The sequence below is a fragment of the Flavobacterium ranwuense genome, assembly GCF_004349315.1.
GTDB classification, from domain to species: domain Bacteria; phylum Bacteroidota; class Bacteroidia; order Flavobacteriales; family Flavobacteriaceae; genus Flavobacterium; species Flavobacterium ranwuense.
In genome coordinates this window covers 26613-49117 of sequence record NZ_SMLH01000003.1, presented here as the reverse complement: position 1 = coordinate 49117, position 22505 = coordinate 26613, and the positions used below count along the sequence as shown (strand labels likewise).

Sequence of the window (22505 nt, the reverse complement as noted above, 5' to 3'; positions counted from 1 at the left end):
CATTTAATCATGGTTTCTCAAATAACAAGAGGTATAAAAATTTCAGTTTTGACTAGTTTTGAAGGAACTTACTTCAAAAACTACAAAATTCACTTTGCTTTTAGTTATGTAATCACAATTGAAAATCACAGTAAAGATTCTGTTCAGTTGATTTCTCGCCATTGGGAGATTTTCGACTCTTTAAATGCGGTCGAAATAGTTGATGGAGAAGGTGTTATTGGAAAAAAACCAGTTTTAAAACCTGGAGAATTTCATACGTACAGTTCTGGCTGTTTGCTTTCTTCGCCTTATGGTGCCATGAAAGGATATTTCAACATGATTAACTTTACCTCTACAAAAAACTTCAAAGTCATTGTACCTACTTTTAGGTTATGTGCCCCGTTTGCTTTGAATTAAATCTCAACTCTTTTATTAGAATTTTAACTTCCAATCAGATTCTCTGATTGATGAATTATTATTACCTTTACAGCTCAATTTTTGATTATAATTAAAATCTATTTAATATGCCAAAAGGAATTTACAACGTCCCAAAAGCGTTTAACGAAACCGTTAAGTCATACGCTCCAGGAAGTCCGGAAAGAGAAGAAGTTCTAACCACTTTCAAGAAAATGTATAGTGAAACAGTAGATGTTCCTTTGTACATTGGAGGAGAAGAAATCCGTACAGGAAACACGAAATCAATAAATCCTCCTTTCGACCACAAACATACTGTGGGACAGTATCACGAAGCAAATAAAGAACATATAGAAAAAGCCATTTCAACAGCTCTAGAAGCTAAAAAAAAATGGGCTAATCTAGCTTGGGAACACAGAGCATCAATATTTTTAAAAGCTGCTGAATTGCTTGCCGGACCTTACCGTGCTAAAATAAATGCTGCTACTATGATTGCTCAGGCAAAAACAGTACATCAAGCTGAAATTGATGCCGCCTGTGAATTTATAGACTTTTTGCGTTTCAACGTGCAATTTATGTCTCAAATTTATGCAGAACAACCAGCTTCATCAGAAGGTGTTTGGAACAGACTAGAACACAGACCTCTTGAAGGATTTGTTTATGCAATTACTCCGTTTAACTTTACAGCCATTGCCGGTAATTTACCAGCTGCTCCAGCATTAATGGGGAATGTTGTTGTTTGGAAACCAAGTGCTACACAAATTTATTCTGCTAATGTAATCGTAGAAGTATTCAAACTAGCAGGCTTACCGGATGGTGTAATCAATGTGGTATACGGAGACTCTGCCATGATTTCTGAAACGTTATTAGGAAGTCGTGATTTCGCAGGAATTCACTTTACAGGTTCAACTCGTGTTTTCAATGACATTTGGGGGAAAATTGGACAAAACATCAGCAACTACAAAACATATCCAAGAATCGTAGGGGAAACTGGAGGTAAAGATTTTGTTGTGGCGCATTCATCAGCTATTCCGGCTCAAGTTGCTACGGCACTTTCCAGAGGAGCTTTCGAATACCAAGGACAAAAATGTTCAGCTGCTTCAAGAGCATATGTACCACAATCAATTTGGCCCGAAGTAAAAAAATTATTAGTAGCTGATTTAGCTTCCATGAAAATGGGGTCTCCAGAAGATACAAATAATTTCGTTTCTTCTGTAATTTCAGAAGGTTCATTTGACAAATTAGCAAGTTTTATTGATCAAGCTAAAAAAGATGCTGATGCCGAAATTATTGCAGGAGGAAATTATGATAAGTCTGTTGGTTATTTTATAGAGCCTACCGTTATCGTAACAACAAATCCAAAATACAGTACAATGGAAACCGAATTATTCGGACCAGTATTGACAATTTACGTATACGAAGATGCTAAATGGGAAGAAACACTTGTATTAGTTGATTCTACTTCTGAATATGCATTGACAGGAGCTGTCTTGAGCCAAGACCGTTATGCAATTGAATATGCTATGAAAGTTTTAGAAAATGCTGCCGGTAATTTCTACATCAACGATAAACCAACTGGAGCAGTTGTAGGACAACAACCATTTGGTGGAGCAAGAGGATCGGGAACTAATGACAAAGCAGGTTCAGTATTGAACTTATTGCGTTGGGTTTCTCCAAGAACTATCAAAGAAACATTTGTTACTCCAGAGAATTACAGATATCCATTTTTAGGGTAAAAGTTGTTGCTAGGAACGAAGCAATTTTTTTTTAAATATTTAAAAACCCTTAAGAATTCAAATTATTTTGAATCTTGTGGGTTTTGTTTTTTTTTATAAAACACTATAAATTAAAAATAGAATTAGATTTTAATTTGCCATTCAAAAATCCCATTTCCGTTTATTATTTAAAAAATCAAAAAGGCAGATTATTAAAAATCATAATTTGAAATTGCGTTCTATTACCACTCGGTAAAAGCTGCGACATCACACCTGCTTCTACTTTGATATGATCATTTATAAAATAACCAAGACCACCATAAATACGATTGCGGTCGTAATGATTTGCTTGTGTATTAACAAATATCTCATTGTATGCTGAAGCGTAAATCGCATTTTTCTCCATCACTTTTTTATTGATTGGAATAGCTAATGACAACGAATAGCGAAAACGCATTTTTAAATCATCATTCATAAATCGTTGCTCAAAACGATAGCGATGTTGAATATTTACCCTTCCAAATTGTTGTTTGGTAATAAACTGCTGAAAAATTCTGTGTTCATCCGTTTCCCGTTTATCATCCGTTCCAGCGATATAGGGTTCTGAGTGAATGTAAGCGTATCCCAACAATACATTATTATTCTTTTCGGTTAAATTATAACCTATACCCGTTCTCAGCAGTAATTGTTCCAGATCTCCAGCAAAATTAAAGTTCCGATATTGCACTTCATTATGCCAATTCCACCTAGTGTTTATTTTTTGATTCCCAGAATAATTAAACCAATTCCCTAAATCCGATTTTTGTGCGTGTCCGTTTGCTGCAACAAATAGTAATAGTAACCAGCAAAACAGTGTTATTTTTTTTTTCATTAAAGCTTTATTATTTAAAAGTAACTATTTTCCAGATTATCCATTAAACCGTAAACTTCAATGGCAAATGCACCACTTTCTTAGTTTCAAAGAATTCATCTTCAAAAAAATCAGCAAGATTGTATTCCGTGGCTTTTGGAAAATCCTTTAGTTCTTCGGTTAAATCGCCTCCTTTTAAATAGAGAATTCCGTTTTTCAATTCGTGCTTGTTGTTCTTTTTGATTTTGGTTTTCACCCAAGAAACAAAATCCGGCATATTCGTCACGGCACGACTCACGATAAAATCGAAATCTCCTTTCACATTTTCAGCACGCATTTGCTCTGCTTTTACATTTTTCAATTCCAATCCTTCGGCAACAGCCTGAACCACTTTTATTTTCTTGGCAATAACATCTATCAAATAAAAACGGGTTTCCGGAAAAAGAATCGCCAATGGGATTCCAGGAAATCCTCCGCCAGTTCCAACATCAAGAACATAAGTTCCCGGTTCAAATTTTATAATTTTGGCTATTCCCAACGAATGCAAAATATGTTTGGTATACAAAGCATCAATATCTTTTCTCGAAATAACATTGATTTTTTCATTCCAATCATGGTATAAAAAATTCAATTTTTCGAACTGTTCTTTCTGAATATCAGTTAAATTAGGAAAATACTTAAGAATCTCGTCCATCTATTAATTTTTTAACAAAAGTAATACTTTAGAGTTAAAATATTTATCACAATTTTGTATATCCAAAAATTTATAATAATTACCTTTGAACTTTATTAAAAATATATGAATAATAATGCTCCGACATTTGCTAAGCAAGATAGCCTAAAGTTTTTCAGAACACTTAACTCACGGGTTAACAATTACTTCAAAGAAAACAACATCCAAAAAACAGGTAATTGGAAACTATATTTGAAAACCATAATTTTGTTTTCTGTTTTTCTTGCGCCTTATTTTTTAATTCTTACACTTGGCATGCCATTTTGGGCACATCTTCTTTTAACAATTGTTATGGGAATTGGAATGGCAGGAGTAGGAATGAATGTGATGCACGATGGAAATCACGGTTCTTATTCCAATAAAAATTGGGTCAATAAATTCATGGGTGGAACTATTTATGTTCTGGCAGGAAATGTATACAACTGGCAAGTGCAACACAATGTGCTACACCATACGTATACGAACATTCCGGGTCATGATGAAGATTTAGATGCCGGACGTGTAATTCGTTTTACAAAAGAAGCAAAATGGTATAATTTTCACCGTTTTCAGCAATATTATTCTGTATTCTTATACGGTTTATTAACGTTCAACTGGGCTATTACAACTGATTTCAAACAGATGAGAAGCTACTTGAAAAGAAAATTATCTTACGGAGAAGCAAAAAGCCCAAAAACACTTTGGACCACTTTAATTATTACCAAAATAATTTACGTTTCTATCTGGATCGTTTTACCAATCGTTATTGGAATCACGTGGTGGAAAGTATTAATTGGTTTCTTCGTTATGCATTACACTGCTGGTTTAATTCTAAGTGTTGTGTTCCAATTGGCACACGTTGTTGAAGAAACAACTAATCCATCTCCAAATGAATTAGGGGAAATGGACAATACTTGGGCTATTCACCAATTGTTTACCACAACTAATTTTGCTCCAAAAAACAAAATAGTTAACTGGTACACAGGCGGATTGAATCACCAAATTGAGCACCATATTTTTCCAAATATCAGCCACGTTCATTATGGTAAAATTGCAAAAATTGTAAAAGAAACTGCACAAGAATGCAACTTGCCGTATTATGAATACAAGACGATGCGAAGTGCCGTTATTGCACATTTCAAGCATTTGAAAGATTTGGGAATGAAACCAGAACTTATATAATCATACAAAGACACAACGTGTAGAGATACACGCTGTAAAGACGCACTGCAGTGCATCTCTACCTAATTAATAAACTAACTACAACCTATTAAGAAATGAATCCATTATCAGATAGAATAAACAATTTATCTACGTCTCAAACATTAGCAATGGCAGCTTTGGCCAGAGAATTAAAATCACAAGGAAAAGACATCATCAGTTTAAGCTTAGGTGAACCTGATTTCAATACGCCGGACTTCATCAAAGAAGCGGCAAAAAAAGCGATTGATGAAAATTATAGCACCTATTCTCCAGTAGAAGGATATTTAGAATTAAAAGAAGCAATCTGTAGAAAATTCAAAAGAGATAATAATTTAGAATACAAACCGTCTCAAATTGTGGTTTCAACCGGAGCAAAACAATCGTTATACAACATTGCACAAGTAATGTTAAACGACGGTGACGAAGTAATTTTACCCGCTCCTTACTGGGTTTCTTATTTTGAAATCGTAAAATTATCCGGTGGAGTTCCTGTAGAAGTTCCAACTTCTGTAGATACTGATTTTAAAATCACCCCAGAACAATTAGAAGCAGCGATCACACCAAAAACAAAAATGATGTGGTTCAGTTCTCCTTGTAACCCAAGTGGATCGGTGTACAACAGAGAAGAATTAACGGCATTGGCAAAAGTATTGGAAAAATATCCAAACATATACGTTGTTGCTGATGAAATCTATGAGCACATCAATTTCTCAGGAACTTTTTGCAGTATTGCTTCCATCCCGGGAATGCTGGAAAGAACCATCACTGTAAATGGAGTAGCAAAAGCTTTTGCCATGACAGGATGGAGAATTGGATATATTGGCGCACCAGAATTCATTGCAAAAGCGTGTACTAAAATTCAAGGTCAAGTAACAAGCGGCGCTAACAGTATCGCACAACGTGCTACCATTACTGCTGTTGATGCTGATCCAAGCGTTTTAAAACACATGGTTGACGCTTTCCATAGCCGCAGAGATTTAGTGGTTGGATTATTGAAAGACATTCCAGGAGTAAAAATTAACGTTCCAGAAGGCGCATTTTACGTATTCCCAGACGTCTCTTCTTTCTTCGGAAAAACATTAAAAGGAACGTTCATCAAAGATGCCAATGATTTCTCTATGTATCTTTTGGGCGAAGCCAATGTAGCAACCGTAACCGGTGACGCCTTTGGAAACCCGGATTGTATCCGTTTTTCTTACGCCACAAGCGAAGAATTATTGAGAGAAGCATTACGCAGAATAAAAGAAGCGGTAACATTAACCGAGGTTCCTGCATAATATAAAATTTATTTCAACTTCAAAATAGTTTAAGATTTAAAGTTTTACCGCTTTAAATTTTAAACTATTTTTTTTTATGGACGTGTCCCTACGTAAAAACTCCGGGTTGTGCTATTCGCTACAAGTCCTCGCAAAACTCCATTTCATTACGTCTTGCTGTGGGCTTTCCACTACTATCACTCACGCAAAACCCGTTTTTTTTATTTACTCTAATGCTTTAATGAATTGTTGCATTTCTTTCATAGTTCCAATTGTAATTCTTGACCATTTTCCATTTTCTTCGTAGATTTTTGTACCTATTATATTGTTCTTTTCTAATCGCTCAAAAAAATCTTTATTATAATTAGCCAATGAAAAATAGACGAAATTTGAATGAGAAGGAATGCATCGTATTTTTAACCGTTCAAGTTGTTCGATTGTATATTTTCTTGTGTTATCGTTTAGTAAATAGGTTTCCGACACGAATTTCTCGTCTTTAATTGATGCTAATGCACCCGAAACGGATGCTACACTTACACTTCCGTTACTCCAGGATTGTAGCTGACTAATTTTTTCAATAGTCCCTGAATTTGCAATTCCGTATCCAATTCTTGCTCCTGCCAATCCATACATTTTTGAAAAAGTTTTAGCAATAATTAAGTTTTTATTTTCTTTTACTAAATTTACAAGTGATTTTTGGTTCGTAAAATCAATATACGCTTCATCAACTAAAACGATTACTTTTCTAGTTGCTTCATTTATAAAATTCACAAGTGCTTCTCTTTCACAAATTGTCCCTGTTGGATTGTTTGGATTACAAATATAAATCATTCTTGTGTCGGGTTCAATTGCTTTCAACATTGCTGATAAATCATGATGTTTATCCTCTGTTAATGGAACTGTGATTTTTTTAAGCCCTAATTTTTCTGCTGTTTCTGTCCAATAATTAAAAGTTGGGTCAGCTAAAATAAAACTTCCTTTATTTATGGCACAATATCGGACAACTAAATCTAAAATTTCTGTTGAGCCAGCACCCAATACTATATTTTCGGCAACGAGATTATTCTTTTCAGCAATTTTTGAAATTAATTCCGATGTTAAATCCCAATTATAACGATTGCTGCTAATTATGTTTTTCGTCATTGCATCCCTTGCCAATGCCGAAGGACCATATGGATTTTCATTTGACCGTAAATAAATTGGGTTTAAATTAGTTTCTTCGTTAATAGAATTTTCTGTTTTTGGAATAGCAAATCTTTCCAATGGAACAATTCCTAAACTTACAAATGCTAAACTTGTTTGTTTTAACCAACTTCTTCGACTATTCATAATATTCTATTTAAAATGTTAAAATATAGCACTTTATTTTCTCTCAATATGTCGAAGAATTTCAAATATGTTACAGTGTTTTCTTTTTCAGTTTCCGTTGCTCAAAAACAGCATACAACATATAAATCTGCGATTACATTCTAATGAGATTAGAGTATTCCGTTAATCTAAATCTAGATTGGTTACATTTTTAAACAGGCGATAAAACCGCACTGTAGTTCCATCCACAACAAATCCCTTTAGAGTTTAAAACTCTAAAGGGGTTACTTCAAAAAAAATACTATTTTTGTTTTTGGTTTTAACCTTGTCCACAAAAGTGAGCAACTTTAAACCTTAAACTTTAAATCCTTCAACTTCAAAAAAATGAAAATACTACTTCTTGGCTCAGGCGAATTAGGAAAAGAATTTACAATCTCCGCCCAACGCATCGGACAAATCGTAATTGCCGTTGACAGTTACGAAAATGCACCAGCCATGCAAGTGGCCCATGGTTTTGAAGTCATTAATATGTTGGACGGCGAAGCCTTGGATCGAATCGTTGCCAAACACAAACCTGATTTCATCGTTCCAGAAATAGAAGCCATTCGCACCGAACGATTTTACGATTACGAAAAGCAAGGTATTACCGTAGTTCCTTCTGCCAAAGCGGCGAACTTCACCATGAACCGAAAAGCGATTCGCGATTTGGCTTCCAAAGAATTAGGTTTAAAAACCGCAAAGTATCGCTACGCAACAACTGCCGAGGAATTGCAAAAAGGCGTTGAAGCCGTTGGAATGCCCTGCGTAGTAAAACCATTAATGTCATCCTCCGGAAAAGGGCAATCAACCATAAAAACAGCAGCTGATATCGAGAAAGCATGGAATTATGCTGTGGAAGGTTCCCGTGGTGATGTAGTGGAAGTAATTGTAGAGGCTTTTGTAAAATTCAATTCGGAGATTACTTTATTGACAGTAGTTCAAAATAACAATCCCACACTATTTTGTGCCCCAATTGGTCATAGACAAGAACGTGGCGATTATCAGGAAAGCTGGCAACCCGCCAGAATTTCCGACAAGGATTTATACGAGGCACAAGATATGGCCGAAAAAGTAACCGAAGCTTTGGGTGGCGCAGGACTTTTTGGAGTAGAATTTTTCTTGGCTGATGATGGCGTTTATTTCTCGGAATTATCGCCTCGTCCGCATGATACCGGAATGGTAACTCTAGCCGGAACACAAAATTTCAACGAATTCGAATTGCATTTACGCGCTATTTTAAGCTTACCCATTTTCGAAATCACATTAGAAAAAGCGGGAGCGAGTGCCGTAATTCTAGCTTCAGCAGTCCCGATAGCTATCGGGACAACAAATCCAACCTATTCCGGCATCGAAAAAATTGCGGCTTTACCTAAAACTGATTTCAGAATCTTTGGCAAACCAAGTTCAAGACCGTACCGAAGAATGGGTGTAGCATTGGTCAATGACATTCTAGAAACTCCTATTGAAGAAGTGGTAGAAAAAGCGAAGAATGCAGCAAGGTTGATTACCGTGCATTCGTAATTACATTTAATAAACCTCCTTTATTACTAACTGCAACAAGATGAAAAAAAACCGCTAAATCCGTGTCATCAGCATTCCATTTTTTCATCTTGTTAGTTATCGTCTAACCATTCGAAAGTTCGTCGGGGTCATTCCACTATGCTTTTTAAACAATCGTGTGAAATAAGAATAATCATCATAGCCTAATTCCGTTGCAATTTCATTGACGGTAAACTTTTTATCCATCAGCATGCGTTTGGCTTCGAGGATAATTCTGTCTGTAATTAGTTCAGTCGTGGTTTTTTGCAGGATTTCATTGCAAATCCTGTTCAGATGTTTTAAAGTAATAGTAAGCTTTGAAGCATAAAAAGAAGGTGCTTTTTCTGCCTTAAAATTTTGCTCTAAAAGCACTTCCAAATTTTTAATTTTCACATTATACGAATGCACTTCGTGGAAATGTGTTTCACTATATTTTCTGGCAATTTCAATGTGTATGACATCCAATAGATTCATGATTTTATCTTGCTTCAACAGCTGATTTGTCTGAGTTTCTAAAATTAAACTCTCAAAATAAGGGAGAATCGCTTTCGATTCAGGTACATCAAAAACCATTTCTGGCTTATTATCCACCGAAGAATAGAATGGATAGTCGCCAATAGTTTTTTGTCCAAAATAAAGATTATACATTTCCTGCGAATAGAAAATCACAAAGCCTTCCACATCATCGGATAAATTCCAGTGATGGATTTGTCCGGGTTGCAAGAAAAACATACTTCCCGGCTGAATCGTAAACACATCAAAATCGATTTCATGTGTTCCCGAGCCTTTCGTAAAAAAGACCAAAACATATGAATTATGTCGGTGTGGCTCCTCAACAAAACTATGGTCGATTAAGTGATTTTTAAAGGTATTAATATACAAATCACTATTCACTGAATGACAGTTAAAACGCTGAATATTATAAATAGGATATTTTTTCATGGCTTACATAATGTCCTTATTGTGCTATAATTAGCGAATATAGAAAACATCCATGACATGAATAAGAAATACCTTTGATAAAAATAATAACGATGTCAAATTCTATTGTACACATCCTGAATAATGATTGTCCTCATTGCCTTAAAGGCAAAGTTTTTAAAGAAAAAAATATTTTCTTAAATATTGGTTTCCCTAAAATGAACGAGTATTGCTCGCACTGCCAATTTAAATTCGAAAAAGAACCAGGCTATTTCTTTGGTGCTATGTATGTAAATTATGGTTTAACAGTAGCCCAAGGAATTGCTACCTATGTTATTGCACAATTCTTCTTTAAAGAAAATTTTGATTTAAGAATCATTCCAATTATTGCTGTTGTGATTATCGCCATGGCTTCTCTTAATATTCGCCTTTCCAGATTATTGTGGATTTATATGTTTAAAAATTATTCGATATAAAAAAACCAGTATCTTAGCTGAAGTAAAAATTTAATCATTTATGAAAAAGATACTATACTTAGCTATTTTGTTCTCTGCAACACTTGCAAGTGCTCAGGATAAAAAAGAAGAACCAAAACCTCAAATTGTTGAAGCTTCATGCGGACAATGTCAGTTTGGAATGGAAGGTCACGGTTGTGAATTAGCCGTTCGCATTGACGGAAAATCCTATTTCGTTGACGGCAGTTCTATTGACTCACATGGAGATGCGCATGCCAGTGATGGTTTTTGTGCTGCTATAAGAAAAGCGGAAGTGGTTGGTAAAGTGGTTAACAATAAATTCAAAGTCACCTCATTTAAATTACTGCCAAAAAAATAAAAAAAAGGCCTAAAGAATTTTCTTTAGGCCTTTTTTAATTACTTCGATTTCATGCTCGCTTTAAGATTACTATTCTCAAAACTCGAAATATCAATTACTTCTTCCAAGTCTACATCAAAAGAAATTTTTACACTATCTCCTACAATCGTCACCGGCAATTGATTGGATATTTGAGAGGAACCCACAAAAATATTAGGATAATCTTTCACCTTAAAATAATAAAAGCTATTCCCGTTTTTCACATCATTCTGGATTCGGGTTACAATTGATTTCAGCGATTTTTTATTGGAGACACTATTCGGATTTATTTTATTATCCGCCATATTATAGACGTTTTTAAACGAGGTTAAGGTTTCTCGCATCGTATTGCCCACGCCAACAATCGTATAATCTGCAATGGCAACCATCGCAAACATTTTAACCAATCCGCCATCATCTTTAAGCGTCATCACATACGTGGGAATGTTATTAATATTATACGGAATAGGTAAAGACGCCTTATATCCTTTTTCCTGAACTTTTCCTTGCGCAGAACTTTGAGCAGCAAATTCTGTCGCTCCACCTTGTTTATAAAAGGTAGTTTCCTTGGTTCTTGTATCCACCAATACAAAACCTACAGCAGATTCTTCTTTTCCAACCGAAGTCAATCCGGTATACCAATAGGATTTACTGTCTTTTCCGTAAACCAATGTTAATCCTTCCGTAATTTGGAGTTTATCCGCATTAGAAAAATTCCAATACCCGTGAACATATTCACCCCAATCGTTCAATTGATCTTCTATAAAATCCAAAGGCTGAATTCGATCTACCCATTTTGGTGTTTTAGCAATTGAATATTCTTTTATAGCACCAGATTGTGCATCAACCACAATAACGCCCGTTGCTTCTTTTCCTGAGAAACCAATTTTTTTCACATATTTAGTTACTATCCAAAACGGATTTCCAGCATCATCAATCTCAAAACTAAAATCAGCCAGACCAACAGCAGCGTTTCCATTAAAATAAACATGTCTATGAATGTCGCTTTGAAAATAAGCGCCTTGTTGGTACTTAATCTTAATGTCCTTCCCTTCCACATTCTGAACTAGTTTTACATCACGTTCGTTGGTTGCAGAAACCATAACATATCCCGAAGTTCCTTCTTGGTTGTTAAACCATTTTAAAAAACCCGAATGTAATAATGGTGCAACCCAGTACAAGTTGTTACTCACTTTTTGGATACAAAAATCACCTAATTCTACTTGACTTCCCAAAGCTGGTTGCGAACCTAAAATTTTCTCACCTAGAAGATGCGCTAACTCCTCATCCACCACACGGATTTTATCAATAGATATTGGAGCAATATGATTTGTTATTTTTTGGCCGTTTTTAACCTCTCCTATTAGTTTTTGGTACGAATCACTTCTAAACATTTTTAGGCTGGTCACAAAAGGAAGCGCAATACAATACACTAAAAGTACTCCTGCCAAAACATACAAAACCTTGTTGGGTCTGGAAACAATCTTGACCTGCTTGGTTTGCTGCGAAACTGTCAGCCCAAGAGAAAATATTATCCCAAAAATCACTAATAACAACAAAATAATAGCAAAACCCGTAAATCCATAATCAATTACCGGCAGGTTGAAGTAAAAAAGTAAAAAACCAAAAAGGAGTAAGAAAACAATGAAGAAAATCTTTTTCATATAATTGCTATTTTTCATACTTTATTAGTAATCCAAAAACAAAAAATGTTACAAAATAAAATAGTAATAATTTAATAATGAATCTAAAAGCAGTCCCCTGATTTGGATATAAAAACACAAAACAAAACTTTCAACTAGTTATAAGGTTTTGTTAATATTAGTTTAGCAAAGGTATTTTGGGAAAAAACAAAAGTTTAATCATTAAATTTGTAGAAATAGTAATGTTAATGAAGTTATTAATAGTTGAAGATGAACCAAATCTTTCGTCAATTATCCGGAAAGGCTTTTCAGAAAAAAATCACGAAGTAAGTGTTGCCCTTGATGGCACAACAGCATTAGATTTACTCTCTAATCATAATTTTGATGTGGTAATATTGGATGTGATGTTACCTGACATTAATGGCATTGAAATTTGCAGACGTTTGAGAGCCGCAAAAAACTTTGTTCCCATTTTGTTATTAACCGCTTTAGGAAGTACTGAAAATGTAATAAACGGATTGAATTCCGGAGCCGATGATTATTTATTAAAACCGTTCAAATTCCTAGAACTCGACGCAAGAGTCAATGCACTTTCCAGAAGAGCCGGTCAAATACAAAAACCGAATGAAATCATCACTATTGCTGACCTTCAAATTAATTCGAAAACAAAATCGGTAACCCGAAACGGGGACTCCATTGTATTAACAGCTAAAGAATTTAAACTTTTATATTATCTGGCCATCAACTCTGAGACTATTTTATCCCGTGAACAACTTTTAGACAATGTTTGGGACATTAATTTTGACATGAATACAAATGTAATTGATGTCTACATTAATTATTTGAGAAAAAAAATTGACAAACCATACAATACTAAATTAATTCACACCATGAAAGGTTTGGGTTATGTACTGAAACAATAAAAAATGCAAATTAAGAAAAAAATTACTTTTACCTATATTGCGCTTTCAACCCTCAGCACACTTTTATTGAGTTTGGTGGTTTTCTTCCTGTTCAAACAAAACAACCAGTATCATTTTTTGAAAAGATTACAAGATCGGGCTAAAATAGTTGCATCGATTCATTATCAAAATGATCCTGTAAAAACCCGTTATTTCAAAGAGTTTAAAGCAAATGGACTTGAAGAATTGATTGATGAACAAGACTTTGTCCTTAAAATCAGTGGAAAAAATACATTTGAGTACAATACCAATCTTAATTTACCCGCTGATTTTTATACAAAAGTAATGGCTAATGGTTCTAATTGGATTGAAAATAGCAACCGCTATTTTTATGCCCAAACTTTTACCGAATCCAATCAAAAATATATTGTAATCATTACTGCTATAGACCGCAGAGGAAACGTCAGCAGTATTTATATTATTCAAATTCTCTTTTTTGGAGGATTGGCTTTTATACTATTGGCTTATTTTCTTGGTAGATTTCTAGCAAGAAAAGTTATAAATCCAGTAGCCCGAATTACGGCGGAAGTAAAAATAATAAGCGCATCAAACCTGCACAACAGACTTCCGGAGACCAACAGCACAGATGAAATTGCCGATTTGACAAAGACATTTAACAACATGTTGGACCGGCTGGAAACCTCATTTGAAATCCAAGCAAACTTTATCAATAATGCTTCTCATGAACTAAAAACACCCGTAACAACCATAATTGCCGAAGCAGAAATTATGCTTTTAAAAGAAAGAAATGTTACGGATTATATAACGTCATTAGAAAACATACACAGTCAAGCATCCCGACTGGGAGATCTTACAGAAAGTCTTTTGAAACTGACACAAACTGGTTATGATGGAAAAAAACAATTATTAGATATCGTTAGAATTGATGAACTCCTTATGGATGTAAAATCAGACATTGATAAAATTTATCCCAATAACAGAGTAACGATAAAGATCAATAAAATTCCTAGCGACCCAAGTTTACTAGAAATTCCATGTAACAAATCCTTATTAGAACTTTCATTGAATAATATTATCGCCAATGGTGTCAAATATTCTGACAACGAGACTGTCTTTGTTACTTTATCCGTAAACAATTCAATCATCAAAATTTCAATTACTGATATTGGAATTGGTATTCCCGCAGAAGATATTCCGCATCTTTACGAGCCTTTCTTTCGAGGCAAAAAAGCATCAAAATACAATGGCTATGGGTTAGGACTGCCACTTGCCATGAAAATAATCAGAATGCACAATGGAGAACTTCAAATACAATCTGAACCCGACAAAGGGACTATTGTAAATATTACTTTTAATACCGCTAACATTAGAAATTCTAATGTGAATTCTTAGAATATTCTAATTTTATTTTAAGGTTGCTATAAACTGGGTACTGTTATTTTGTATGTATAAATAAATTTAATACATATGAAAAATATTCTTATCCCATCAACACTACAAAACGACACAATCAATGCGGTGAAAACTGCTATAAAATCATCTAATGGTGACCAATGTCAGCTCATATTGATGTTACTTGCAGATATTCCTGACACCTTTTCTTCTGCCAGTTTATTAAGAAATATCAATGAAGGTTTAAGCACTACGCAAGAAAATGTTTTGCTAATGTGCCGACAAATTATTTTGGAATCTAAAAATTGCAGCTTAAAAATTCACCATCAATACGGCATTTCTTCTCCTGTTTTTAAAAATATAATGGAGCATTTTGCAATTGGATTAACAATTATCACTCCTTCTTTTAAATCTTCAAAAAAGAAAATCAATTCCTTTTGTATCCAAATTATTTCTAACAGCAAATGCCCAATTCTACACACAAACGCAAACTTTGAAGAAGAAATATTCAGCCAGGCTTTGTATATCAAAAATTCAGATTCAAGCCTTCATGCAGAAGATTTACAAGCTTATGTAAATACGATATTCTCTTTGAAAATTGTAAGCGAAACCAAAACAAGCGAAACCGAACCTTTTTTAACCGATACGATATCAAAAAACAACATAAACATTTTGATTGAAACTCGAAAACCTAAGAAATTAAAACTACTAAGGAAAGAAAAAGCAGCACTGAACGAAATGTTAGGCTTACCTGTACTTTCTCTATATGAAGATATTTCCTAGAAAAATCAAATAATTTTTTAAAATTTTAATCCAAAGTATATGTTACTAAAAAAGAAAATTCCCATGAAATATGTGCTGGGTAAAATAAAAACAGAATTGACCTTAGTCATTTTGTTTTGTATTTCATTTGAAATTTTTCATTATTTTTTCAAAACTACATCAGTTAATATTCCTATTGCAATTCCCACAATAATTGGCACTATCATTTCATTGCTGCTGGCATTCAAATCCAATCAAGCATATGACCGTTGGTGGGAAGCCAGAATAATTTGGGGTTCTATTGTAAACGATTCCAGAACACTATTGCGCCAAATTATTATTTTTTATAATGATCCTGATTTTTCAGTAGAAGCGAACGATTTCAAAGAAAAATTTGCAAAAAGACAAGCCGCATGGTGTTACAGTCTTGGACAAACACTTCGAGAGAAAGACCCTATTAAACCAATAAGAGATTTACTAAATGAAGATGACTTACGATTTGTAAAAAAACACAAACACGTACCAAATGCCATTTTAATGTTACATGCAAAAGATTTAAAAAAAGCACTTAATTCTGATAAAATTAATGTTTACCAACAAGTAGAAATCGATAATACATTAACGCGATTGTGTGATTCTATGGGTAAGTGTGAACGTATAAAAAATACCATTTTCCCAACAACATATAGCATGTACATCAGATTTGCGCTGTGTTTGTTCATAATCCTATTGCCTTTTGGATTAATTAATATTATTGGCTGGCTTCAAATTCCATTGGTGACAACCATTGCAGCTGCTTTTTTCTTAATCGAAAAAATGGCTATTCATTTACAAGATCCATTTGAAAACAGACCTACAGATACTCCTGTAAGTGCGATTTCTAACACAATTGAAAAAAACCTTATGCAAATGGTCAACGAATACCGAGATGAATTTGATGAAGAAGTACCTGTTTATGAAGCAAAAGCACATCATATACAACTTTTAAACAACGCTTATTTCGTTCTTTAGTTTTTAGATTTTGGTGAAAATCCGCTCATTAATTTGAGTGGATTTTTTTTAGGTTGAATGTCTATTCTGTAAAAAATGAATTATACTTTCAATAGTAAAAGGAACCTAACAGATAGTTTCAAATACCGCAAAAAATAGTATTTTTGCATTCCGATTGGAACCAATTTTTCAATCTTTAAATATTTCAATCTTTAAATTAGACACATGAAAGCATATATATTTCCAGGTCAAGGCGCACAATTCACAGGAATGGGTAAAGACTTATATGAAAATTCTGCTCTTGCAAAAGAATTATTCGAGAAAGCCAATGAAATTTTAGGTTTCCGCATCACAGACATCATGTTTGAAGGAACAGCTGAGGAATTGAAAGAAACCAAAGTCACACAACCTGCCGTTTTCTTGCATTCGGTGATTTTAGCAAAAACATTAGGTGAGGATTTCAAACCAGAAATGGTAGCTGGACATTCCTTAGGTGAATTCTCTGCTTTAGTAGCAAATGGTGCTTTATCTTTTGAAGACGGATTAAAATTAGTTTCACAACGCGCTTTGGCAATGCAAAAAGCCTGCGAAATAAAACCTTCTACTATGGCAGCCGTTTTAGGATTGGCTGACAATATTGTAGAAGAAGTTTGCGCTTCTATTGACGGAATTGTAGTGGCTGCAAATTATAACTGCCCGGGACAATTAGTGATTTCGGGAGAAACATCAGCAGTAGAAAAAGCCTGCGAAGCAATGAAAGCAGCGGGTGCAAAACGCGCTTTATTGTTGCCAGTTGGTGGTGCTTTTCACTCACCAATGATGGAACCAGCAAGAGAAGAACTAGCTGCAGCTATTGAAGCGACGACTTTTTCTACTCCTATTTGTCCAGTATATCAAAACGTAACGGCAAGCGCAGTTTCTGATCCTTCGGAAATCAAGAAAAACTTAATTATACAATTGACTGCACCGGTTCGTTGGACACAATCTGTACAACAAATGATTGCCGATGGCGCGACATCTTTTACGGAAGTGGGTCCAGGAAAAGTATTGGCCGGATTGATTGGTAAAATTGATAAAGAAGCGGTTACTGCGAATGCTTAAATTTTAGATTGCAGAATAGAAAATCGATCATATTATAGAATCCTCATGAACTATGTTTGTGAGGATTTTTTGATATAATTTAAAACTATAGATTCTTAGCCTCTTCACAATGATTATTGATAATTCCAGTAATCAAATAATTCTGATTCTTTTTTTCAAAGAAAACATACCAAGTGGTTCGGTTATTCACTTTGTAAAAAAATATAGTTTGAGCCTAAATAGTAAAGTGCTTTTGGGATTTGTTGTTGTCTACTAAATTTGATATTTTCAGGAATAGCATCGAAAATTTTCGAGACATATTCTTCGGCAGTTTCTATAAAACCAAAGTATTCTTTTTTGTACAAAACACGAACTAAGTCATCAAGATATTCAATTACATGTTGGGTAAAAACAACTTTTATTTTCCCCACCATTCTCTAATTCTTCTAATGGATTTAGCTTTTGCTTCTTCTGTAGTATATCCATTTTTCATCTCTTCATCAAAATCAAAAGTGGCTCTGTCAATTCCTTTAAATTTAGTTTTCAAAACTTCATAATCTGCAGAAGGTTCTTCTACTTTATTTACTTTCGGATTTTCTTTTTTAGCATTCATGATAAACTTATTTACCTAACAAATTTACAACTAATTACTTAAAACAAAAAACCCCAAACTATCATCACGATAATTTGGGATTTCTTTGAATGAATCTTCTGTAGAGATGCACTGCAGTGCATCTCTACCTGCATTACTCTACGAACGAATTTTCTGTTCCCATTTCCAGGCGCTAGCCATCGCTTCTTCAAGCGTTGATTTTGCTTTCCATCCCAGAACAGTATTGGCTTTATCCGTATTGGCGTAAGCCGAAGTAATATCGCCTTCTCTGCGACCAACAATTTTGTATGGTAATTTTTTACCGCTTACTTTTTCGAAAGTATTGATGACTTCTAAAACCGAGCTTCCTGTTCCTGTACCTAAATTGAAGGTTTCTACTTTAGCGGTATTTTTTTTGTTTAATAAACGTTGCAAAGCGATCACATGGGCTTTCGCCAAATCAACTACGTGAATATAATCTCGTACCGCTGTTCCGTCTGGAGTTGGGTAGTCGTCTCCATAAACGGCGAGTTCTTTACGCAATCCAAAACCGGTTTGTGTAATAAATGGCACTAAATTTTGAGGAACCCCGATAGGCAATTCTCCAATTTCAGTAGAAGGGTGTGCTCCAATTGGGTTAAAATAACGCAATAAAATCGCATTGATATTGGTTACCTTAGTCACATCGATGATGATTTCTTCTCCAATTTTTTTGGTATTACCGTAAGGAGAAATTGGCTGTTGCACTGGTGCGTTTTCGGTAATTGGCATTTTTTCGGCTTGACCGTAAACGGTACAAGACGAGCTGAAAATAAAATTAGCTTCCGGTTTTTTCTGTAACTCCTGTAAAACATATACCAATGCATTGATATTATTTTCATAATACAACAACGGATTTTCAACACTTTCACCCACCGCTTTTGAAGCTGCAAAATGTATGACTCCTGAAATATCATGATGCCTTTTGAAAAAATCCTGTACTTTTTCTTTCTCGCGCAAATCTAACTTTTCGAAAGCAGGAATTTTTCCGGTAATACTCTGAATTCCATCTAACACATTCAATGATGTATTCGATAAATTATCCACAACCAGTACTTCAAAACCCTCATTTTGCAATTCAACAACAGTATGCGAACCAATAAAACCTAAACCTCCTGTAACTAATATTTTCATGATTACTTTTTTTGTGCAGACGCAATTTATCGCATCCCTTACTATTTATACCACATAAAAAAGACGCGATAAATCGCGTCTCTATATTATTTAAAAAACTCTAAAACACTGTCCGTTATGAATTTAATTTGTTCATCGTCCAGTTCTGTATGCATTGGCAACGAAATTACTTCTTTAACCAATTGATTTGTCACTGGAAAATCTTCTTCTTTATATCTAGAATCCACGTATGCTTTCTGCGAATGTAATGGAATTGGGTAATAAATGGCACACGGAATACCTTTATCAAGTAAATGCTGCATCAATCCGTCTCTATTGGCATTAATGATTCGCAAAGTATATTGATGAAAAACGTGATCGTCTCCATTTAAATCAAACTCTGGAATTGTAATATTAGAATGGCCCGAAAAAGTGGTATTATATTTCGCAGCTGCTGAACGACGTGCGTCATTATAAGTATTTAATAAAGGTAATTTAGCATTCAAAACTGCTGCTTGAATACTATCCAATCGTGAATTTACCCCTACTACATCATGGTGATACCGCTCGTACATTCCGTGATTTACAATCCCGCGAAGTTTATGTGCCAAAGCATCATCATTGGTAAAAATCGCTCCGCCATCTCCATAACATCCTAAATTTTTAGAAGGAAAAAATGAAGTAGATCCCACATGACCAATTATCCCTGCTTTCTTTTTTGTTCCATCAGAAAACTTGCAATTAGCTCCAATCGCTTGTGCATTGTCTTCTATAACATATAGATTATGCTCCTTGGCCAAAGCCATAATCGCTTCCATATTGGCAGCACGACCAAATAAATGTACCGGAACAATTGCTTTGGTTTTTGGCGTAATGGCGCCTTTAATTCCTTCGATAGAAATATTCATATTATGCATATCCACATCGACTAAAACCGGTGTCAATTGCAGTAAAGCAATTACTTCCACTGTCGCTGCAAAAGTAAAATCGGCAGTGATTACTTCATCTCCAGGCTTTAAATCCAATCCCATCATAGCAATTTGCAAGGCATCGGTTCCATTAGCGCAAGGAATTACGTGTTTTACGTCCAGGTACTCTTCCAAAGATTTTTGAAATTGATGAACTTGAGGTCCATTAATATAAGAATTTGTGTCTAAAACTTCCTGAATAGATGTATTTACGACGTCTTTTATTTTATCATATTGACTTTTTAAGTCAACCATTTGGATTTTTTTCATTGAAATTTTTGTTTAAAGTTCGCCCTTCGTCTGCGTTCAGGGTGACGTTATTTTAAGGTTTACAGAAACAGCAAACACTTTCTTAAAACGAAGAACAAAAATAGTTATTTATGAGTTTAAACCAATGAAACTCACATTAAAAAAAGATATTATTCCGATGAAATAAAAAAATGGGTTCCTGACAACCAAAATTTAAATATTGCTGCGGAAGAAATAAACATAAAGAAAACGTATTTTAGCCCCAAAATTTTAATGATGTTTTTTCTCTATAATCTAATTGCTCAAATTGCTGGTTTTTTATTAAAAATCATAGCTCTTTTCAGTCCAAAAATGAAACTTTTTGTAGCTGGACGAAAAGTGGTTTTTCCAGCTTTGGAACAAAAAATAAAACCTACTGATAGAACAATCTGGTTTCATGCTGCCTCCTTAGGCGAATACGAACAAGGCTTACCTGTCATTGAAAAAATAAAAGAACAATTCTCATCACACAAAATTGTACTTACTTTTTTTTCACCTTCAGGCTATGAAGTCCGAAAAAACAATACCGTTGCTGATGTTACGGTTTATTTGCCTTTGGACACCAAGAAAAATGCCAAACAGTTTTTGAAACTCGTCCATCCGGATTTAGTGTTTTTTATTAAATACGAATACTGGCCAAATTATTTAGCCGAGCTCAAAAAACGAAATGCCAAAACCTATTTAATTTCTGGAATTCTTAGAAAAAATCAACTGTTTTTCAAATGGTATGGCGGCTTTTACAGAGAAGCATTAAATACATTCACTTACTTTTTTGTACAAAATGAAACTTCAAAAAAATTACTGCAACAAGTAGGTAAAGCGAATGTTTCCGTTTCTGGAGACACCCGATTTGATCGAGTTGCCACAATTTTAGAAAAAGACAATTCCTTGGATTTTATTTCTCAATTTAAAGACAATACATTGACTATTGTCGTGGGAAGTTCTTGGCCAAAAGACGAAAATTTATTGGTAGATTTTATTAATTCGAATACATTCAATGTCAAGTTTATAATTGCGCCTCATAATATTAAGGACGACCAAATTCAGCAATTAAAAAACAGCATCACTAAAAAAATCGTTTTATTCTCTGAAAAAGAAGGACAGAATCTGGCTGATTTTGATGTTTTTATCATTGATACGATTGGTATTCTGACCAAAATCTACAGTTATGCGGATATTGCGTATATAGGCGGTGGTTTCGGAAATCCCGGAGTTCATAATTTACTGGAACCGGCAACTTTTGGTGTTCCAATACTGATTGGCCCGAACTATTCTCATTTTGCAGAAGCAACAGCACTGGTAAATATGGAAGCCTGTATTTCTATCAACAATACTAAAGAGCTAAACGAAGCATTTAGAAACCTCATCCTGAATGATGACATCCGACACGAAAAAGGACACATGTGCAGCACCTTTGTACAAATGAATAAAGGAGCTACTGCAATTATTTTAAAACATATTTTGAATGACCCAATTTAAACCGTTAGCGCTTTCTGATATTGAAACGATTGTGATACTGATGCAACAATTTTATGCGATTGATAATTACCCCATTAATATTGATGTTTCTAAAGCTTTATTTCAAGCATTTATTTCCAATGAAAATTTTGGAAAATCATGGCTTATTTTATCCGATAATGAAATTGTAGGCTACATTCTTCTAACCTTTGTTTTTAGTTTTGAATACCAAGGGAAAATTGCTTTTTTAGACGAATTGTATTTGACTGAAAAAGCAAGAGGCAAAGGAATTGGCAGTAAAGCCATTGCATTTATTCAAAGTGAAAGCCATAAACTATCGTTAAAACTGATTTATCTGGAAGTGGAACAGCACAACGAAAAAGCTCAAAAATTGTACCTTGCGCACGGTTTTGAATCGCACAACAGAAAATTGATGAAATACAAAATCAAATAAAATTACACCCTAAAT

Annotated in this window: 23 protein-coding genes; 14 read left to right on the top strand and 9 right to left on the bottom strand. The window is 34.4% G+C overall.

The window, feature by feature from the left end; genetic code table 11:
• The first annotated feature begins 9 nt into the window (after positions 1 to 9).
• Both apaG and pruA read left to right on the top strand, forming a co-directional pair.
• Positions 10 to 396, top strand: a complete 387-nt coding sequence (gene apaG / locus E0I61_RS06785) for a Co2+/Mg2+ efflux protein ApaG (protein ID WP_132070297.1) — start codon at positions 10 to 12, stop codon at positions 394 to 396.
• A 107-nt stretch (positions 397 to 503) separates the two neighbouring features.
• A complete protein-coding gene (pruA, locus tag E0I61_RS06780; RefSeq protein WP_132070295.1) occupies positions 504 to 2129 on the top strand; it encodes an L-glutamate gamma-semialdehyde dehydrogenase in 1626 nt (541 codons plus the stop codon).
• 175 nt (positions 2130 to 2304) lie between these two features.
• On the opposite strand, the gene E0I61_RS06775 is transcribed toward pruA, so the two are convergent.
• Both E0I61_RS06775 and rsmG read right to left on the bottom strand, forming a co-directional pair.
• Positions 2305 to 2979: a DUF2490 domain-containing protein gene (locus tag E0I61_RS06775; protein WP_132070293.1), complete on the bottom strand. Its 675-nt coding sequence runs from the start codon at positions 2977 to 2979 to the stop codon at positions 2305 to 2307.
• 43 nt (positions 2980 to 3022) lie between these two features.
• Positions 3023 to 3652 carry a 16S rRNA (guanine(527)-N(7))-methyltransferase RsmG gene (rsmG, locus tag E0I61_RS06770; protein WP_132070291.1) on the bottom strand — a complete coding sequence of 210 codons (630 nt, stop codon included), beginning with the start codon at positions 3650 to 3652 and terminating at the stop codon, positions 3023 to 3025.
• A 105-nt stretch (positions 3653 to 3757) separates the two neighbouring features.
• Between rsmG and E0I61_RS06765 the strand changes: the two genes are divergently transcribed.
• Together E0I61_RS06765 and E0I61_RS06760 are read left to right on the top strand one after the other, a co-directional pair.
• Positions 3758 to 4852: a fatty acid desaturase family protein gene (locus tag E0I61_RS06765; protein ID WP_132070289.1), complete on the top strand. Its 1095-nt coding sequence runs from the start codon at positions 3758 to 3760 to the stop codon at positions 4850 to 4852.
• 95 nt (positions 4853 to 4947) lie between these two features.
• A complete protein-coding gene (locus tag E0I61_RS06760; protein ID WP_132070287.1) occupies positions 4948 to 6150 on the top strand; it encodes a pyridoxal phosphate-dependent aminotransferase in 1203 nt (400 codons plus the stop codon).
• Positions 6151 to 6354: 204 nt separating this feature from the next.
• Here the strand turns inward: E0I61_RS06760 and E0I61_RS06755 are convergent, their stop codons facing one another.
• A complete protein-coding gene (locus E0I61_RS06755; RefSeq protein WP_132070285.1) occupies positions 6355 to 7458 on the bottom strand; it encodes a pyridoxal phosphate-dependent aminotransferase in 1104 nt (367 codons plus the stop codon).
• Positions 7459 to 7821: 363 nt separating this feature from the next.
• Between E0I61_RS06755 and purT the strand changes: the two genes are divergently transcribed.
• Positions 7822 to 8997: a formate-dependent phosphoribosylglycinamide formyltransferase gene (gene purT / locus E0I61_RS06750; RefSeq protein WP_132070283.1), complete on the top strand. Its 1176-nt coding sequence runs from the start codon at positions 7822 to 7824 to the stop codon at positions 8995 to 8997.
• A 96-nt stretch (positions 8998 to 9093) separates the two neighbouring features.
• Here the strand turns inward: purT and E0I61_RS06745 are convergent, their stop codons facing one another.
• Complete coding sequence (locus E0I61_RS06745; protein ID WP_132070281.1) at positions 9094 to 9957, bottom strand: AraC family transcriptional regulator; 864 nt, start codon at positions 9955 to 9957, stop codon at positions 9094 to 9096.
• A gap of 92 nt (positions 9958 to 10049) precedes the next feature.
• On the opposite strand from E0I61_RS06745, the gene E0I61_RS06740 reads away from it, so the two are divergent.
• Together E0I61_RS06740 and E0I61_RS06735 are read left to right on the top strand one after the other, a co-directional pair.
• Positions 10050 to 10412 (top strand): DUF983 domain-containing protein, encoded by a 363-nt coding sequence (locus tag E0I61_RS06740; RefSeq protein WP_131991744.1) that lies wholly within the window; start codon positions 10050 to 10052, stop codon positions 10410 to 10412.
• A 40-nt stretch (positions 10413 to 10452) separates the two neighbouring features.
• The gene (locus tag E0I61_RS06735) at positions 10453 to 10770 is read left to right on the top strand and encodes a DUF6370 family protein (protein ID WP_132070279.1); all 318 of its coding nucleotides are present in this window, start codon (positions 10453 to 10455) and stop codon (positions 10768 to 10770) included.
• A 38-nt stretch (positions 10771 to 10808) separates the two neighbouring features.
• Here the strand turns inward: E0I61_RS06735 and E0I61_RS06730 are convergent, their stop codons facing one another.
• Positions 10809 to 12452, bottom strand: coding sequence for a hypothetical protein (locus E0I61_RS06730; protein WP_132070277.1), 1644 nt, complete (start codon positions 12450 to 12452; stop codon positions 10809 to 10811).
• A gap of 227 nt (positions 12453 to 12679) precedes the next feature.
• On the opposite strand from E0I61_RS06730, the gene E0I61_RS06725 reads away from it, so the two are divergent.
• The 5 genes from E0I61_RS06725 to fabD all read left to right on the top strand — a co-directional run bounded on the left by E0I61_RS06725 (position 12680) and on the right by fabD (position 17599).
• Entirely contained in the window at positions 12680 to 13354 is a 675-nt protein-coding gene (locus tag E0I61_RS06725; protein WP_131991738.1) for a response regulator transcription factor, read from the top strand.
• Positions 13355 to 13357: 3 nt separating this feature from the next.
• On the top strand, positions 13358 to 14746 hold the full coding sequence (locus E0I61_RS06720) for a HAMP domain-containing sensor histidine kinase (protein ID WP_132070275.1): 1389 nt from the start codon (positions 13358 to 13360) through the stop codon (positions 14744 to 14746).
• A gap of 75 nt (positions 14747 to 14821) precedes the next feature.
• Positions 14822 to 15529 carry a hypothetical protein gene (locus E0I61_RS06715; RefSeq protein ID WP_132070273.1) on the top strand — a complete coding sequence of 236 codons (708 nt, stop codon included), beginning with the start codon at positions 14822 to 14824 and terminating at the stop codon, positions 15527 to 15529.
• A 39-nt stretch (positions 15530 to 15568) separates the two neighbouring features.
• Positions 15569 to 16519 (top strand): bestrophin family protein, encoded by a 951-nt coding sequence (locus E0I61_RS06710; RefSeq protein WP_132070271.1) that lies wholly within the window; start codon positions 15569 to 15571, stop codon positions 16517 to 16519.
• Positions 16520 to 16723: 204 nt separating this feature from the next.
• A complete protein-coding gene (fabD, locus tag E0I61_RS06705) occupies positions 16724 to 17599 on the top strand; it encodes an ACP S-malonyltransferase (protein WP_132070269.1) in 876 nt (291 codons plus the stop codon).
• A 182-nt stretch (positions 17600 to 17781) separates the two neighbouring features.
• Here fabD and E0I61_RS06700 read toward each other — a convergent pair whose 3' ends face one another.
• The 4 genes from E0I61_RS06700 to E0I61_RS06685 form a co-directional block, all read right to left on the bottom strand.
• Positions 17782 to 18012: a hypothetical protein gene (locus tag E0I61_RS06700; protein ID WP_132070267.1), complete on the bottom strand. Its 231-nt coding sequence runs from the start codon at positions 18010 to 18012 to the stop codon at positions 17782 to 17784.
• Positions 17997 to 18191 carry a hypothetical protein gene (locus tag E0I61_RS06695; RefSeq protein ID WP_132070265.1) on the bottom strand — a complete coding sequence of 65 codons (195 nt, stop codon included), beginning with the start codon at positions 18189 to 18191 and terminating at the stop codon, positions 17997 to 17999. The genes E0I61_RS06700 and E0I61_RS06695 overlap by 16 nt, the downstream gene beginning before the upstream one ends.
• A gap of 138 nt (positions 18192 to 18329) precedes the next feature.
• Positions 18330 to 19343, bottom strand: a complete 1014-nt coding sequence (galE, locus tag E0I61_RS06690; protein ID WP_132070263.1) for a UDP-glucose 4-epimerase GalE — start codon at positions 19341 to 19343, stop codon at positions 18330 to 18332.
• 86 nt (positions 19344 to 19429) lie between these two features.
• Positions 19430 to 20560 (bottom strand): DegT/DnrJ/EryC1/StrS family aminotransferase, encoded by a 1131-nt coding sequence (locus E0I61_RS06685; protein ID WP_131991720.1) that lies wholly within the window; start codon positions 20558 to 20560, stop codon positions 19430 to 19432.
• A 255-nt stretch (positions 20561 to 20815) separates the two neighbouring features.
• On the opposite strand from E0I61_RS06685, the gene E0I61_RS06680 reads away from it, so the two are divergent.
• Together E0I61_RS06680 and E0I61_RS06675 are read left to right on the top strand one after the other, a co-directional pair.
• The gene (locus E0I61_RS06680; protein WP_132070598.1) at positions 20816 to 22057 is read left to right on the top strand and encodes a 3-deoxy-D-manno-octulosonic acid transferase; all 1242 of its coding nucleotides are present in this window, start codon (positions 20816 to 20818) and stop codon (positions 22055 to 22057) included.
• On the top strand, positions 22044 to 22490 hold the full coding sequence (locus tag E0I61_RS06675) for a GNAT family N-acetyltransferase (protein ID WP_131991714.1): 447 nt from the start codon (positions 22044 to 22046) through the stop codon (positions 22488 to 22490). The genes E0I61_RS06680 and E0I61_RS06675 overlap by 14 nt, the downstream gene beginning before the upstream one ends.
• Positions 22491 to 22505: the final 15 nt, after the last annotated feature.

Bases quoted from the DNA above. Each gene is read 5' to 3' on its own strand.
- pruA (WP_132070295.1), top strand. From the start codon at position 504: ATGCCAAAAGGAATTTACAACGTCCCAAAAGCGTTTAACGAAACCGTT.
- E0I61_RS06695 (WP_132070265.1), bottom strand. From the start codon at position 18,191: ATGAATGCTAAAAAAGAAAATCCGAAAGTAAATAAAGTAGAAGAACCT.
- apaG (WP_132070297.1), top strand. From the start codon at position 10: ATGGTTTCTCAAATAACAAGAGGTATAAAAATTTCAGTTTTGACTAGT.
- E0I61_RS06745 (WP_132070281.1), bottom strand. From the start codon at position 9,957: ATGAAAAAATATCCTATTTATAATATTCAGCGTTTTAACTGTCATTCA.
- E0I61_RS06755 (WP_132070285.1), bottom strand. From the start codon at position 7,458: ATGAATAGTCGAAGAAGTTGGTTAAAACAAACAAGTTTAGCATTTGTA.
- E0I61_RS06775 (WP_132070293.1), bottom strand. From the start codon at position 2,979: ATGAAAAAAAAAATAACACTGTTTTGCTGGTTACTATTACTATTTGTT.
- galE (WP_132070263.1), bottom strand. From the start codon at position 19,343: ATGAAAATATTAGTTACAGGAGGTTTAGGTTTTATTGGTTCGCATACT.
- E0I61_RS06725 (WP_131991738.1), top strand. From the start codon at position 12,680: ATGAAGTTATTAATAGTTGAAGATGAACCAAATCTTTCGTCAATTATC.
- E0I61_RS06680 (WP_132070598.1), top strand. From the start codon at position 20,816: ATGTTTTTTCTCTATAATCTAATTGCTCAAATTGCTGGTTTTTTATTA.
- fabD (WP_132070269.1), top strand. From the start codon at position 16,724: ATGAAAGCATATATATTTCCAGGTCAAGGCGCACAATTCACAGGAATG.
- E0I61_RS06740 (WP_131991744.1), top strand. From the start codon at position 10,050: ATGTCAAATTCTATTGTACACATCCTGAATAATGATTGTCCTCATTGC.
- E0I61_RS06685 (WP_131991720.1), bottom strand. From the start codon at position 20,560: ATGAAAAAAATCCAAATGGTTGACTTAAAAAGTCAATATGATAAAATA.
- E0I61_RS06700 (WP_132070267.1), bottom strand. From the start codon at position 18,012: ATGGTGGGGAAAATAAAAGTTGTTTTTACCCAACATGTAATTGAATAT.
- E0I61_RS06675 (WP_131991714.1), top strand. From the start codon at position 22,044: ATGACCCAATTTAAACCGTTAGCGCTTTCTGATATTGAAACGATTGTG.
- E0I61_RS06715 (WP_132070273.1), top strand. From the start codon at position 14,822: ATGAAAAATATTCTTATCCCATCAACACTACAAAACGACACAATCAAT.
- E0I61_RS06710 (WP_132070271.1), top strand. From the start codon at position 15,569: ATGTTACTAAAAAAGAAAATTCCCATGAAATATGTGCTGGGTAAAATA.
- purT (WP_132070283.1), top strand. From the start codon at position 7,822: ATGAAAATACTACTTCTTGGCTCAGGCGAATTAGGAAAAGAATTTACA.
- E0I61_RS06735 (WP_132070279.1), top strand. From the start codon at position 10,453: ATGAAAAAGATACTATACTTAGCTATTTTGTTCTCTGCAACACTTGCA.
- rsmG (WP_132070291.1), bottom strand. From the start codon at position 3,652: ATGGACGAGATTCTTAAGTATTTTCCTAATTTAACTGATATTCAGAAA.
- E0I61_RS06730 (WP_132070277.1), bottom strand. From the start codon at position 12,452: ATGAAAAAGATTTTCTTCATTGTTTTCTTACTCCTTTTTGGTTTTTTA.
- E0I61_RS06760 (WP_132070287.1), top strand. From the start codon at position 4,948: ATGAATCCATTATCAGATAGAATAAACAATTTATCTACGTCTCAAACA.
- E0I61_RS06720 (WP_132070275.1), top strand. From the start codon at position 13,358: ATGCAAATTAAGAAAAAAATTACTTTTACCTATATTGCGCTTTCAACC.
- E0I61_RS06765 (WP_132070289.1), top strand. From the start codon at position 3,758: ATGAATAATAATGCTCCGACATTTGCTAAGCAAGATAGCCTAAAGTTT.